At 74.4% G+C, this 11,403-nt stretch carries 13 protein-coding genes; 6 read left to right on the top strand and 7 right to left on the bottom strand.

Going from position 1 to position 11,403, the window contains the following annotated elements:
• Window positions 1–144 precede the first annotated feature (144 nt).
• On the top strand, window positions 145–966 hold the full coding sequence (locus tag ACIQUQ_RS27275; RefSeq protein WP_403980828.1) for an alpha/beta fold hydrolase: 822 nt from the start codon (window positions 145–147) through the stop codon (window positions 964–966).
• Between the two features lie 317 nt (window positions 967–1,283).
• On the opposite strand, the gene ACIQUQ_RS27270 is transcribed toward ACIQUQ_RS27275, so the two are convergent.
• Complete coding sequence (locus tag ACIQUQ_RS27270) at window positions 1,284–2,489, bottom strand: MFS transporter (protein ID WP_403980826.1); 1,206 nt, start codon at window positions 2,487–2,489, stop codon at window positions 1,284–1,286.
• A 179-nt stretch (window positions 2,490–2,668) separates the two neighbouring features.
• Here ACIQUQ_RS27270 and ACIQUQ_RS27265 point away from each other — a divergent pair, with 179 nt between their 5' ends.
• The gene (locus ACIQUQ_RS27265; RefSeq protein WP_403980823.1) at window positions 2,669–3,574 is read left to right on the top strand and encodes a LysR family transcriptional regulator; all 906 of its coding nucleotides are present in this window, start codon (window positions 2,669–2,671) and stop codon (window positions 3,572–3,574) included.
• A gap of 106 nt (window positions 3,575–3,680) precedes the next feature.
• Here the strand turns inward: ACIQUQ_RS27265 and ACIQUQ_RS27260 are convergent, their stop codons facing one another.
• Window positions 3,681–4,106 carry a VOC family protein gene (locus tag ACIQUQ_RS27260; protein ID WP_403980820.1) on the bottom strand — a complete coding sequence of 142 codons (426 nt, stop codon included), beginning with the start codon at window positions 4,104–4,106 and terminating at the stop codon, window positions 3,681–3,683.
• A 183-nt stretch (window positions 4,107–4,289) separates the two neighbouring features.
• Window positions 4,290–5,459, bottom strand: a complete 1,170-nt coding sequence (locus ACIQUQ_RS27255; protein ID WP_403980817.1) for an SMP-30/gluconolactonase/LRE family protein — start codon at window positions 5,457–5,459, stop codon at window positions 4,290–4,292.
• Window positions 5,460–5,748: 289 nt separating this feature from the next.
• On the opposite strand from ACIQUQ_RS27255, the gene ACIQUQ_RS27250 reads away from it, so the two are divergent.
• On the top strand, window positions 5,749–6,492 hold the full coding sequence (locus tag ACIQUQ_RS27250; RefSeq protein WP_403980815.1) for a GNAT family N-acetyltransferase: 744 nt from the start codon (window positions 5,749–5,751) through the stop codon (window positions 6,490–6,492).
• A gap of 291 nt (window positions 6,493–6,783) precedes the next feature.
• Here ACIQUQ_RS27250 and ACIQUQ_RS27245 read toward each other — a convergent pair whose 3' ends face one another.
• Entirely contained in the window at window positions 6,784–7,566 is a 783-nt protein-coding gene (locus ACIQUQ_RS27245) for a hypothetical protein (protein ID WP_403980812.1), read from the bottom strand.
• A gap of 144 nt (window positions 7,567–7,710) precedes the next feature.
• Window positions 7,711–7,959 (bottom strand): hypothetical protein, encoded by a 249-nt coding sequence (locus ACIQUQ_RS27240; protein WP_403980810.1) that lies wholly within the window; start codon window positions 7,957–7,959, stop codon window positions 7,711–7,713.
• A 110-nt stretch (window positions 7,960–8,069) separates the two neighbouring features.
• Here ACIQUQ_RS27240 and ACIQUQ_RS27235 point away from each other — a divergent pair, with 110 nt between their 5' ends.
• The gene (locus ACIQUQ_RS27235; RefSeq protein WP_403980808.1) at window positions 8,070–9,062 is read left to right on the top strand and encodes a MerR family transcriptional regulator; all 993 of its coding nucleotides are present in this window, start codon (window positions 8,070–8,072) and stop codon (window positions 9,060–9,062) included.
• Here ACIQUQ_RS27235 and ACIQUQ_RS27230 read toward each other — a convergent pair.
• Window positions 8,963–9,316 (bottom strand): hypothetical protein, encoded by a 354-nt coding sequence (locus ACIQUQ_RS27230; protein ID WP_399951273.1) that lies wholly within the window; start codon window positions 9,314–9,316, stop codon window positions 8,963–8,965. The two genes, ACIQUQ_RS27235 and ACIQUQ_RS27230, sit on opposite strands and share 100 nt — an antisense overlap.
• A gap of 317 nt (window positions 9,317–9,633) precedes the next feature.
• Here ACIQUQ_RS27230 and ACIQUQ_RS27225 point away from each other — a divergent pair, with 317 nt between their 5' ends.
• Window positions 9,634–10,062, top strand: coding sequence for a hypothetical protein (locus ACIQUQ_RS27225; protein WP_403980805.1), 429 nt, complete (start codon window positions 9,634–9,636; stop codon window positions 10,060–10,062).
• A 50-nt stretch (window positions 10,063–10,112) separates the two neighbouring features.
• Here the strand turns inward: ACIQUQ_RS27225 and ACIQUQ_RS27220 are convergent, their stop codons facing one another.
• The gene (locus tag ACIQUQ_RS27220) at window positions 10,113–10,574 is read right to left on the bottom strand and encodes a MarR family winged helix-turn-helix transcriptional regulator (RefSeq protein ID WP_403980803.1); all 462 of its coding nucleotides are present in this window, start codon (window positions 10,572–10,574) and stop codon (window positions 10,113–10,115) included.
• Between the two features lie 109 nt (window positions 10,575–10,683).
• Between ACIQUQ_RS27220 and ACIQUQ_RS27215 the strand changes: the two genes are divergently transcribed.
• A complete protein-coding gene (locus ACIQUQ_RS27215) occupies window positions 10,684–11,229 on the top strand; it encodes a DoxX family protein (RefSeq protein ID WP_403980801.1) in 546 nt (181 codons plus the stop codon).
• The last annotated feature ends 174 nt before the right edge of the window (window positions 11,230–11,403 follow it).

Genomic DNA, 11,403 nt, shown 5'->3' with positions numbered 1-11,403 from the left:
GCGCAGGGAATTTTCACTGCCCGATGCTCGTGAGCCTACGTTTCACGCCAACCGGTCCACCACTACCTGAGTGAGTAGCCGGAGACCACTCGATCAAGTAGTCATCGGCAGGAATGGCGCGATGTGGATGGGGAACCCAAAGAAATGGCCGGACGTTTCGCTAGCATCTCCGCCATGACCTCTTCACTTCCTTCCGCGTTATCCCGTTCGGTGTGGGGCAGCGGCCCTGGACTGCTGCTCGCGCATGGTGCGGGCAGCGACGTGCGGGACAGTTTCGGCCCCGTCATCGAATCCCTCGCCCAATCCAGGACGGTGGTCGGCGCCGATTTTCCCGGCTCTGGTTCCACCCCTCTCGCGGACGGTCCGCTGAGTCTTGACGCGCTGGCCGACGGCATTGTGGAAAGCGCAGTGCAATCCGGCCTCAACACTTTCGCCATTTCCGGTTTCTCCATGGGCACGACGGTCGCCGTGCGGGCCGCTGTCCGCCATCCCGATCGGGTGACCGCGCTGGTCCTTTCCGCCGGCTTCGCCCGCCCGAGCCCGCGGCTCCTGCTGGCCGTCGAGACCTGGCGGGCGCTGGGGCGGCGGGACCCGCGGGGCCGGGAGCTGGCCGCGTACCTCTCGCTGCTGGTCGGCGGCCCCGAGTGGCTGGAGGCGCGGTCCGGCGCCGAGATCGAGGAGCAGCTCGGGCTGTTCGCCGCGGGCATGCCGGCCGGCACCGACGCACAGCTGGCCCTCTTCGACCATCTCGACGTGCGGGCCGACCTGGCCCGGGTGAAGGTGCCCGCCCTGGTCGTGTCACCGACCGGGGACCTGCTGACCACGCCCGTTCACTCCCGCGAACTGGCGGAGGGCATTCCGGGCGCCCGGCTGGCGGTCCTCGACTGCGGGCACGCCATCGCGGCCGAGCGGCCGACCGAATGGGCGGCGCTGATCCGGGAGTTCCTCGACGGCGTCGGCGGCTGAGCGGGCGCGACGGGCCGAGCGGTCGACGGCTGAGCGGGGCGACGGCCGAGCAGGGCGACGGCCGAGCAGGGCGACGGCCGAGCAGGGCGACGGCCGAGCAGGGCGACGGCTGAGCGGGGCGGGGCCGGTGGGCCGGCGGCCCGCGGTCGGGCCGGCCGTCTCCCGCTGCCGGGCCCGCTGGAGCGCGTACCGCCGGCCACCGGTGGCGGCGCTCCGGGGGCGGGGGCTTGCCCCGGAGCGCCGTTCCACCGCCGCCCCCCGTCAGGGGCGGGTCTGGGGGTTCCGCCAGGTCCGGCCCCGAGTGCGCCGGGGCCGGACTAGCCTCGGGCGGCTCCGGCGGGGGCGCGGCCCAGGGCCGTCACCGCCAGGGCGCCGGCGGCGAGGGCCGCACCGAGCCACATGACGGCCTCGATGCCGGAGCCGTCCGCGGCCAGCCCGCCGACGAAGGCGCCCAGCGCGATGGCCCCGTTGAACACGCCGACGAACAGCGCGGAGGCCGCCTCGCGGGCTTCCGGGGCCGAGCCCAGCAGCCAGGTCTGGGTGGAGACCGACACCCCGCCGTACGACAGGCCCCAGACGGCCAGCAGCACCGCCGCCGTCATCACCGAACCGCCGACCAGCGGCAGCACGCCGACCGTCGCCGCCAGCACCAGGCTGATCACCAGCAGCGTGCCGCGCGGGGAGCGGGCGGCACCGGCGCCCGCGGCGAAGTTGCCGAGCACGCCCGCGATTCCGTACACGAGCAGCAGCGTGCCGATCATGGAGGCGCTCGCCCCCGAGATCTCCTCCAGGGCGGGGCGTACGTACGTGTAGGCGGCGAAGTGGCCGGTGACCAGCAGCGCCACGACGGCCAGCCCGGTCGCGACCCGCGGACTGCCGACCAGCCGCAGCACGCCGCCCAGCCGGATCTCCTGCTCCGCGGGAAGTTTCGGCAGCAGCACCGCCAGGGCGATCAGCACGACCAGCGCGAGCCCGGCCATGGTGACGAACGCGGTCCGCCAGTCGGCGAGTTCGCCGATGTACGTGCCGGCCGGGACGCCGAGCACGGAGGCCACCGCGATCCCGCTGAAGACGAGTGAGGTGGCCGGTCCGACGGAGCCGCCCGGCACCAGCCGTACCGCGAGTCCGGCCGCGATCGCCCAGACGCCGCCCATGCCGATGCCGACGAGCACGCGGGCGGCCACCATGACCGCGAAGTTCGGGGACCAGGCCGCGAGGAGGTTCCCCGCGACCAGGACCGCCATCAGACCGCACAGCACCAGGCGGCGGTCGAAGCGGCCGAGCGCCGGGGTGAGCAGCGGCGCGGACACCGCCCCGACGAGGCCGGTGATGGTCAGCGTGAGCCCGGCCGTGCCCTCGGTCACCCGCAACGCGTCGCCGATGGGCGTCAGCAGGCCCACCGGCAGCATCTCGGACGTGACCACGGTGAACGTCGCGCCGGCCACGGCCGCCACGGCGGGCCAGCCGCCGCGGGGGCCGGGTGCCTGCGACGTCACCCCTGCGATTTCCTCTGTCTGTGCCATGAGTTCAGCCAACCCGCGATGACCTGCGGGAACAACGGCCAATCCCTCATGCTTCGATGAGCTGGGCTACTTGATCGACTGCCCGGGCGCGGCTGGCGGGCGCGGGGCGCCGCCCGGTAGACAGCGGGGGTACGGCGGAGGTGCAGCGGGGGTCGGCACCCGGGGTAGAAAGGTGACCCATGAGCAGTCTGGAGTTCCGCGAGCTGGAGGCGTTCCTCGTGCTCGCCGAGGAGTTGCACTTCGGCCGGGCGGGCGAGCGGCTGTACGTGTCGCAGAGCCGGGTCAGCCAGCTGCTCCGGTCCCTGGAGGGCCGGATCGGCGCCCCGCTGGTGGAGCGTACGAGCCGCCGCGTCGGCCTGACGCCGCTCGGCGAGTCGTTCCTCGCGTCGCTGCGTCCGGCGTACGAGGCGCTGCGCGCGACGGTGGACGAGGCGCGGGCGGCCGCCCGCGGCTTCGGCGGGGTGCTGCGGATCGGCTTCCAGGGCACGGTGGACGACTACCTGGCGCAGGCCATCGCGCTGTTCGAGGACCGGTACCCGGAGTGCGCCATCGAGGTGGCGGAGATCGCCCTGTCGGACCCGTTCGGGCCGGTGCGCCGCAAGGAGGTGGACTGCGCGGTGGTGCTGCTGCCGGTGGCGGAGGAGGACCTGGTGCTGGGCCCGGTGTTCTCGCGGCAGCCGCAGACCCTGGCGGTGTCCGCCCGGCACCCCCTCGCCGGGCGCGAGTCGGTGTCGGCGGAGGAGCTGGCCGGCTGCCGGCTGATCGGCATCCACGGCTCGGCGCCCGAGTACTGGCGCCGGGCGCAGGCCCCCGGGGAGACCCCGGGCGGCCTGCCCGTGCCGGCGGGGCCGCTGGTGAACACCCTCCAGGAGGGCCTGTCGCTGACGGCCGCGGACCGGGGCGCGATGCTGCTGTGCCGGTCGACCGCGGAGTACCACGGCCGGCGCAGCTCCATCGCCTTCGTGCCGGTCGAGGGGCTGCCGGACTCGCTCCTGGGCCTGGTCAGGCACCGGGAGCACGCCACCCCCCAGGCCCAGGCCTTCGCGCAGGCGGTCGGCGAGACGCTGGGACGGGAGGCGGCGTAGCGCCCGTATCCCTAGGGGCCGTTGGGGACCCTGGGGGCTGCTCGGGACCCTGGGGGCTGCTCGGGACCCTAGGAGCTGCTCGGGACCCTAGGAGCTGTTCGGAACCCTAGGGGCGGACGTAAGGGCGGGTCATGATCTCCATGTTGTGGCCGTCCGGGTCCTCGAAGTACGCGCCGCGGCCGCCGAAGAGGCGGTTGATCTGCCCGGATTCGGTGTGGTTGGGGTCGGCGTAGTACGTGACCCCGGCCGCCGTCAGCCGGTCGATCGTGCCGTCGAACGCGTCCTCGGCGACCAGGAAGGCGTAGTGCTGGGACTGGATCGGCTCGTCGGTCAGCGCGTAGTAGTCGAGGGTCACGCCGTTGCCGAGGTCGACGGGGAGGAACGGGCCGAACGGCGCCGACACCTCCAGTCCGAGGACCGAGGCGAGGAATTCGGCCGACCGGCTCCGGTCGCTGGCGTACACGACGGTGTGGTCGAGCCGGGCGACGGCGGTGGGCTGGTGGGTGGCGTGCGGGTGCTGGGCATGCGTCATGGGGTGAATGTTCTCCGGGTCTTCGGGGCTTCTGGATGTGAAGTGAACGGACGCCTCAGTGGGCGCCGGAGCGAAGACGCGGAGGAATGGCGGGGCTCGTGCCCGCCTCGTGCTCACGCCGAGGCCGGGAACCCGTTTCGTGTGTGGCCCGAAGAGGCCGACCCGGCAGTCACCCGACTGATCCTACATACCGTCACGGACCGGCGCGAAGGGGAATTCCGGCGTCCAGGACGTCCCAGGCGTCTCCGGCGCACCCGGCGCGCCCGGCGCACCCGGCGCCCATCCGGCCGGCCCGCGCGTGCCGGGTCCGTCGTGGCGGTGGCCGGGGCGCTGCCGCTGCAGGGCGACGAGGAGGTTCGGGTCCGGGTCGGTGGGGTCGAGGAAGCCGGCGCTGTTGATGTACACCTTGTGGCCGCGCACGGCCAGGGAGGTGGGGCTGGACAGGCCGGCCTGCTCGGTGAGCACGATGGTGTGCGTGCCGTCGGGCCGGACCAGCGCGATCTCGTTGGCGACGACCATGGCGGCGAGGACGGTCTCGCCCTTGCCGGTGAAGGCGAAGTCGTCGACGAGCGTCAGGCCGGTGGCCCGGGTGGCGATGGGGCCCGCGCCGCCGTCCTTGCGCACGGGGATGCGCAGCAGGGTGCCCTTGTCGGTGTTGGTCACCCAGACGGCGCCGTGCCGGAACTTGAGGCCGTTGGCTCCGACGAGCGTGGTGCGTGCGAGTTCCGTGCCGGTGGCCCAGGTCGTGACGGCTCCGTCGTCGAGGGAGACCCGCCACACCTTGGCGAGCACGGAGTCGGCCGTGTACAGCACGCCGTGCTCCTCGTCGAGGGCCATGCCGTTGGGGAAGGCAGTGCCGGGCAGTGCGGCGAGACGGGACAGCACGCCGTCGGGGGTCAGCCGCCAGACGCCGGTCAGGGCGTCGGTGCCGGTGGCGTAGTTGACGTAGAGGGTGCCGTCCTTGGCGCGGGCGATGCCGGTGACGACCGCCGAGCCGGTGACCGGGGTCTGGGGACCCGCCTCGGGCGGGAGGGTGGCGAGGACCTCCTTCTCGCCCTTGAGGGAGACCCGGACGACCTGGTGGGCGCCGGCGAGGGTGATGTCGGCGGAGCCGTCCGGTTCGAGCGCGATGTTCTCGGCCAGCCCACCCGCGGCCAGGTCGAAGTGCGTGATGATCCGAGGATGGGAGAGGACGGGCGCGGGCTGGGGCCCGGGCGGCGTCCCGGCCGCGGCGGTGGTGGCGGGGGCGAGCAGCGTCAGGGCGAGCGCGGCAGCACCGAGCCCGACGACGTGCGTCCGGCGGACGGTACGGGAGCGGGGGCGGGGGTGGGTACGGGTGCGGGTACGGGACACAGGGAACTCTCCTTCCGGGCCGCGCGCAGCGACGGCACGGCCCCGGGCCCAGGAGAACATGACGATGCGTCAGGTCAGCCCGTTTGCAGTGAGGCGGGCCGATGGCATCGCCCGAGCGGCGGGCGGGCATGGACCGGGTGGCCGCGCGGGCATGGGCCGGGGAGGGCAGAGCGGGCGTCGCCCGGCGAGAGCAGAGCTCCCGGCACCGGGCTCGGGCTCGGGGCTCGGGCCCGGGGCTCGGGGCTCGGGCTCCCGGCACCGGCACCGGCACCGGTGGCAGGATCGGGGCATGGCTGATGATCAGTTGCTGGGTCGTGCCCGCGGGCTGTGGGAGGCGCTGGCCGACGTTCCCGTGTCCTTCACGTCCTCCGGAGGGCCGGCAGTGGTGGTCGCGCCGGATTCCGCGTTCTGCCCGCCCTCCTGGTGCGGGGTCGTGGCGCTGGGTGACTCGGCCGTCGTCACCGCGCCCGGCGCCGGCGCCGCTCGGAGCGTGAGCCGGGCCCTGGCCGGGGTGACTGCCGCGGAACTCACCCGGCCCGAGACGGTGCGGGCGCTGCTGCCGGTGTCCGAGCTGCTGGGACCGGCCTCGCTGGCGTACGCCTCCGGGGATGGGTTCAGACCCGCGCACGGCCACGATGCCGTCGAGAGCCTGGCCCCGGGCCACCCCGACCTGCTGGCGCTGGTGCGGGCCGTGGACCGGGCGGATGCGGACGAGAGCGGAATGGAGGAGATCGCCTCTCCCGCGTTCGTGGTGCGGGACGGCGGAGACGTGGTGGCAGCAGCGGGCTACGAAACCTGGCCGGGCGGGGCCGCGCACGTCTGCGTGCTGACCGCCCCGCAGGCGCGGGGCCGCCGGCTGGCGCGGACGACGGCGTCGGCCGCGGTGGCGCACGCCTTCGCCGCGGGCCTCCTCCCGCAATGGCGCGCCCGCCCGCCGGCCTCGCGCCGGGTGGCGCACGCCCTCGGCTTCCGGGAGCTGGGCCGGCAGTTGAGCTTCCGCCTGGTGTCGGAGGGGTCCGCGGCCACGCGGTGACGCCGGTTCGGCCGTCCCGGCCGGTGACGTTGCGCCGAAGTACGCCGCGCCGGGCCCCGGTCACCCGGCGCCGCCCGCCCCTCTCGGCCGGCCCACCCGGAAGTGGCGCCCTGCCCCTCGCGACCCGGTCACCCGATGACGTCCGCCCCCTCCTGTCCCGGGGACCGGCCAGTCACGCCCTGCCCGGTCCCGGCCGGGCCACCCATCCGGTGGCGTCCTGCCCGCGGTGGCCCGGGTGGCCGGCCCTCGCCCGACCCGGTCACACCGTGCGGCGCGCGCGTGCCGGTCCCGCTACCAGGCGATGGGGCGGTTCGGGGTGGGCGGGGTGATGGGCGGGACTCCCCCGAAGCCGCGGAACTCGATCCTGATCCGGGTGGGGGTGGGGCCCCGCTTCGTACGGAGGTCCGCATCCAGGCGCCGCAGCCGGCCGTCGTCGTCGATCCAGGCGTCGATGCCGATCTCGTGCACGGTCTTGTCCTGGAACTGCTCTTCGTACGTGAGCTCTTCGGTCATGCCCGGCGCCCAAGGGATGTCCGCGCTCAGCCGCCTGGCCGCCTCGAAGGGCACCACCGCGGTGTAGTGCCTGGCGGAGCGGCCGAGTACGGTCCCGCTGCCCGCCGGCCGCACGTCACGCGCAGCCGAGAGCGCCTTGAGGAAGAAGGGGACGATGATCCTGGCCGGCTTGCTGGACGAGGGCTCGGCGCCCGGCTTGTCCTGCCATTCGTACTCCATCCCGGGCTCGAAGGGCTCCTCATCGCGGGGCGGGCCGTAGACCCGGTTCGTGATGCGCCACCTGCGCGCGGAGGGGAGGGCCATCGCCTCCCGGCCGCCGGCCCATTCGGCGCGGCCCGCGAGGAGCACGTCGCCCGGCCTGGCGACGAGGCCTACCGCGACGTCGGCCGAGCCCGCCTCCAGGGCGTGTTCCGCGGCCCCTGCCACGACTCCCCCGGGCGTGCCCGCCTCGTACGCGCGCCAGCCGAAGAAGCCCCCGGCCGCGATGACCAGCACGAGCGTGAGCACCCTGCCCGCCACGAGCGCCGACCGTCCGCGCGGCCGCTCACGCCACCCCTGCATGCATGCCCCCGCCTCTGCCCCGCGCCGTCGAGTTCAAGATCGAATGCTAGGTCAGGGGCGGGGCAGGGGCAGGGGCAGGTGCAGGGGCAGGGGCAGGGGCCCATGGCACCGGACGCACCGTGGCTCCCCGCACCGCACCGCACGTCAGGGGATGTCCGTGTCCGAGGGCTCCGTGTCGTAGACGTGCGGTTCGGCGCCGACCCAGTCGATCAGCCCGGAGTCGCCGAGCACGAGCTCGTCGGGGTCGGGGACGCCGGCACGGCGGAGGAACTCGATCACGTCCCCGTCGTTCCTGGCGAGGCCGAGGATGTCCTCGTGGCCCTCGACGCGCAGCGTCACCCGGCGTCCGCCCGAGGGCGACAGCCGGTGCACGACGATCGGCGCGTGATGCATGGCTCCAGCGTGGGGTGCGGGGGGCGGGTCCGCATCCGGGGAGGCGGCGGTGGGACGGGGTTGACCTTGACCCTCGGGGCAGGGTTTAGGTTGCCGGTCGGGAGGTCCGCATGAAGATCGGTGAGCTGGCCCGTCGCGCGGGAGCGACGGTCAAAGCAGTGCGCTACTACGAGGCGATGGGCCTGGTCAGCCCGGCGAGGCTGGCCAACGGCTACCGCGACTACGGCGAGCACGACGTACGCCTGGTCCGCGAGATCCGCACGCTCGGCGCACTCGGCATCCCCGTCGACCGCACCCGGCCGTTCCTCGACTGCCTGGCAGCCGGCGGCACGCACGGCGACGACTGCCCCGCCGCCCTCGCCGGCTACCGCGAGGCCATCGACGACCTGACGGCCCGCATCGAGGCGCTCACCGAGCGCCGGGCCGTGCTCAGCGCCCACCTCCGCGAGGCGGCGTACCGCAACAGCACCGCTGCGCGGGAGGGCGCTCCCGTGGAGGAGGAAGCCGTCCACGACCTGACCGTCCTGCCCGCCGGGCTGCCCGTGCCCGAGGACGACGGCGCCGCCGCCCACCTGCCCGGACGGCCCATGCCCGCGCTGGAGACGGCCGCCACGTCCGGCGGTTCGGTGCGCCTCGACGCCCTGGGACCGGGCCGGACCGTGCTGTACGTGTACCCGCTGACCGGACGGCCCGACGCGGACCTCCCGGAGGGCTGGGACGCCATCCCGGGCGCCCGCGGCTGTACGAGCCAGGCCTGCGGCTTCCGGGACCACCACCAGGAGCTGGCCGAAGCCGGCGCCGCCCGGGTCTTCGGCCTGTCCAGCCAGGACACTCCGTACCAGCGCGAGGTCACGGAGCGGCTGCGGCTCCCCTTCGCGATGCTCTCCGACCCCTCGCTGTCGCTTGCCTCGACCCTGGGCCTGCCGGTCTTCGGGTTCGAGGGCCGGACCCTCTTCAAGAGGATCACGCTGGTCGTCAGGGAGGGCCGGATCGAGCACGTCTTCTATCCGGTCTTCCCGCCCGACGGGCACGCCCGGCAGGTGGTGGAATGGCTGCGGGAGAACCCGGTGCGCGACTGCGAGACCGTGCACGACCCCGTGTAGCGCCGCAGCGCCCGGCCGCTTCCCCGCACCCGGCCGAGCGCGCTGCGCCCGCAGGTGCGCCAGTGTGCGGGGGTGATCCGGGGGCGGTGCGCCCCCGTGGTGATCAGGGCGTTCACCGGCGTCAGCGGGTCGGCGGCCAGCGCCTTGGCCGCCAGGACGCCCACGACGAGCGGCAGGAGGGCGGTGGCGAGGGCGGAGCCGGTGAGGGTGACCTGCCGGAGTGCGGCGGGCCGGCGCGGGGCGTCGGTGTTCATGAGCCCATTCGACCGCGCGGGGTGGGGTGCGGGAATCGGGCCTGATACTCAGGTCGTTCGGCCTCACGTACTCAGAACGGGGATGGGCGCGGGTGGGGTGGTGGTCCAGTGGTGGTCCACTGGTGGCCTATGAGGTCCGGGCGCGGGAGGCAGGGATGACTGGGGCGGGTGGTGGCGCGGGTTCGGGCGCGGGTTCGGGTTCGGGCGCGGGTTCGGGTGGTGGCGCAGGTTCGGGCGCGGGCGCGGGTTCCGGTCCGGGCGCAGGTTCGGGTGCAGGCGCAGGTGCTTTCGAGCCGGCTACGGGTGACGGGCCGCCCGTGCCGCCGGAGCGGGTGCGGGCCCGGGCCGCCGAGGTGCGGACCGCGTACGAGGGGCTGCGCCAGATCCGCCGGCTCGTCAACGCGGCGGACGACGGGCGGCCGGGGGAGCCCGCGGAGCGCCCGGCGCCCTGGGAGCGGGAGCGGCCGCTGCGGGCGGTGTCCCTGGCCCTGGAGGCGGCCGGGGTTCCGGCTTCCGCGGTCGATGTGGCCGGGCGGCGGACGGAGACCGGGTACGTGGTCCGCGTCGGCGAGGAGCGCGGCACCGTACGGGTGAGCTGGCTCGGGCCGCCCGGCGGCCGGGCTGCCGAGGAGGAGGCCGCCCGGCTGGCGGAGTGCCGCACGGTGCTGGAGCGGGCGGGCTGGGACGCCCTGTTGTACCGGGGGCCGCGGCACCGCCGTTATGTGGAGGTGGCTGCGCCGCGCTGATTCCGTCGGGGCGAGGGCGGCGCAGGTGGCGACGCAGGGGCGACGCCTCGTCAGCGCCCCGCGCGCAGGCGGCGGGTGACCTCGCCCAGGCCGTCGGCCAGGGCGCCGATCTGGTCGGGCGTCAGTACGTCGATCAGGTGCCGGCGCACCGCCGCGACGTGGCCCGGGGCCGCCTGTTCGAGCCGCTCCCGGCCCTGCTCGGTGAGGACGGCGTAGATCCCCCGCACATCGGACGGGCAGCTGCGCCGCCGTACCAGGCCCGCCTTCTCCAGCTGCGTGACCTGGTAGGTCAGCCCGCTCTTGGAGTTGATCAGCCCGTCCGCCAGCTCCGTCATGCGCAGCTCGCCGCCGGGGGCGGCCGAGAGCCGGACGAGGATCTCGTACTGCGGGTGCGAGAGGCCGGAGTCGTCCTTGAGCTGCTGGTCCAGGCGCCGGTTCAGCAGCGCCGAAGCGGCCAGGAAGCCGCTCCACGCCCGCATCTCGTCGTCATTCAGCCATCGCGTGTCACCCATGGGGCCAGCGTACGGCAGTTGTTCCAATTTGAACGACCGGCTATGGTCGGGCTGCACGTCAAGTTCAAATTCGAAATATTTTTGCCTCCCCAACGAGAGGGACCCCCTCATGGCCTCCCCGTCCGCGACCCTGCGCACTGCCGAGACCTCCGCCGGCCGCCACGCCGGCGGCGCCGCCCGTGACGCCGGACTGCTGGTGCTGCGGCTCGTCCTCGGCCTGACCATGGCCGCCCACGGCTCCCAGAAGCTCTTCGGCTGGTTCGGAGGCGGGGGTGTCGAGGGCACCGGCCAGTTCTTCGGCATGAGCGGCTACCCGGCGCCCGAGGCAATGGCCGTCCTGGCCGGCCTCACCGAGACCTTCGGCGGCCTGGCCCTCGTGCTGGGCCTGCTCACCCCGCTGGCCGGCGCGGCCGTGACCGGCACCATGATCAACGCGGTGGCCGTGGTCTGGAGCGGGTCCTTCTTCGCCCCCAAGGGCGTCGAGTACGAGCTGCTGCTCGCCGCCGCCGCGGCCGCGCTCACCCTGACCGGGCCCGGCCGGTACGCGGTCGACGCGCTCGTTCCCGTGCTCCGCGGCATCGGGAGCCGCCCGCGGGCCCTGGCTCTGGCCCTCGGCGTGGTCGCGGCCGCGGTACTGCTACTGGTCCGGGCCTGATCCGGGGCAGCTTCGAGGGGCCCGGCGGAGCTCCGTCGGGCCCTTCAAAGCTGCCCTCGCCACGGGGCCCGCGCCTAGATGTGTCGTCCTGGGACGTTGGTGACACGCGTGCTGGGTTCTTGAATGGGTGAGGGCCTCCGGGTTCGGTGTGGATTGCGACATCTGCACCGAGAT

This window comes from Streptomyces sp. NPDC101118, from assembly GCF_044759445.1.
Classification (GTDB): Bacteria; Actinomycetota; Actinomycetes; order Streptomycetales; family Streptomycetaceae; genus Streptomyces.
This window is presented reverse-complemented; position numbering and strand designations above follow the sequence as displayed.

Bases quoted from the DNA above. Each gene is read 5' to 3' on its own strand.
- ACIQUQ_RS27230 (WP_399951273.1), bottom strand. From the start codon at position 9,316: ATGAACACCGACGCCCCGCGCCGGCCCGCCGCACTCCGGCAGGTCACC.
- ACIQUQ_RS27260 (WP_403980820.1), bottom strand. From the start codon at position 4,106: ATGACGCATGCCCAGCACCCGCACGCCACCCACCAGCCCACCGCCGTC.
- ACIQUQ_RS27250 (WP_403980815.1), top strand. From the start codon at position 5,749: ATGGCTGATGATCAGTTGCTGGGTCGTGCCCGCGGGCTGTGGGAGGCG.
- ACIQUQ_RS27215 (WP_403980801.1), top strand. From the start codon at position 10,684: ATGGCCTCCCCGTCCGCGACCCTGCGCACTGCCGAGACCTCCGCCGGC.
- ACIQUQ_RS27265 (WP_403980823.1), top strand. From the start codon at position 2,669: ATGAGCAGTCTGGAGTTCCGCGAGCTGGAGGCGTTCCTCGTGCTCGCC.
- ACIQUQ_RS27235 (WP_403980808.1), top strand. From the start codon at position 8,070: ATGAAGATCGGTGAGCTGGCCCGTCGCGCGGGAGCGACGGTCAAAGCA.
- ACIQUQ_RS27220 (WP_403980803.1), bottom strand. From the start codon at position 10,574: ATGGGTGACACGCGATGGCTGAATGACGACGAGATGCGGGCGTGGAGC.
- ACIQUQ_RS27270 (WP_403980826.1), bottom strand. From the start codon at position 2,489: ATGGCACAGACAGAGGAAATCGCAGGGGTGACGTCGCAGGCACCCGGC.
- ACIQUQ_RS27240 (WP_403980810.1), bottom strand. From the start codon at position 7,959: ATGCATCACGCGCCGATCGTCGTGCACCGGCTGTCGCCCTCGGGCGGA.
- ACIQUQ_RS27245 (WP_403980812.1), bottom strand. From the start codon at position 7,566: ATGCAGGGGTGGCGTGAGCGGCCGCGCGGACGGTCGGCGCTCGTGGCG.
- ACIQUQ_RS27275 (WP_403980828.1), top strand. From the start codon at position 145: ATGGCCGGACGTTTCGCTAGCATCTCCGCCATGACCTCTTCACTTCCT.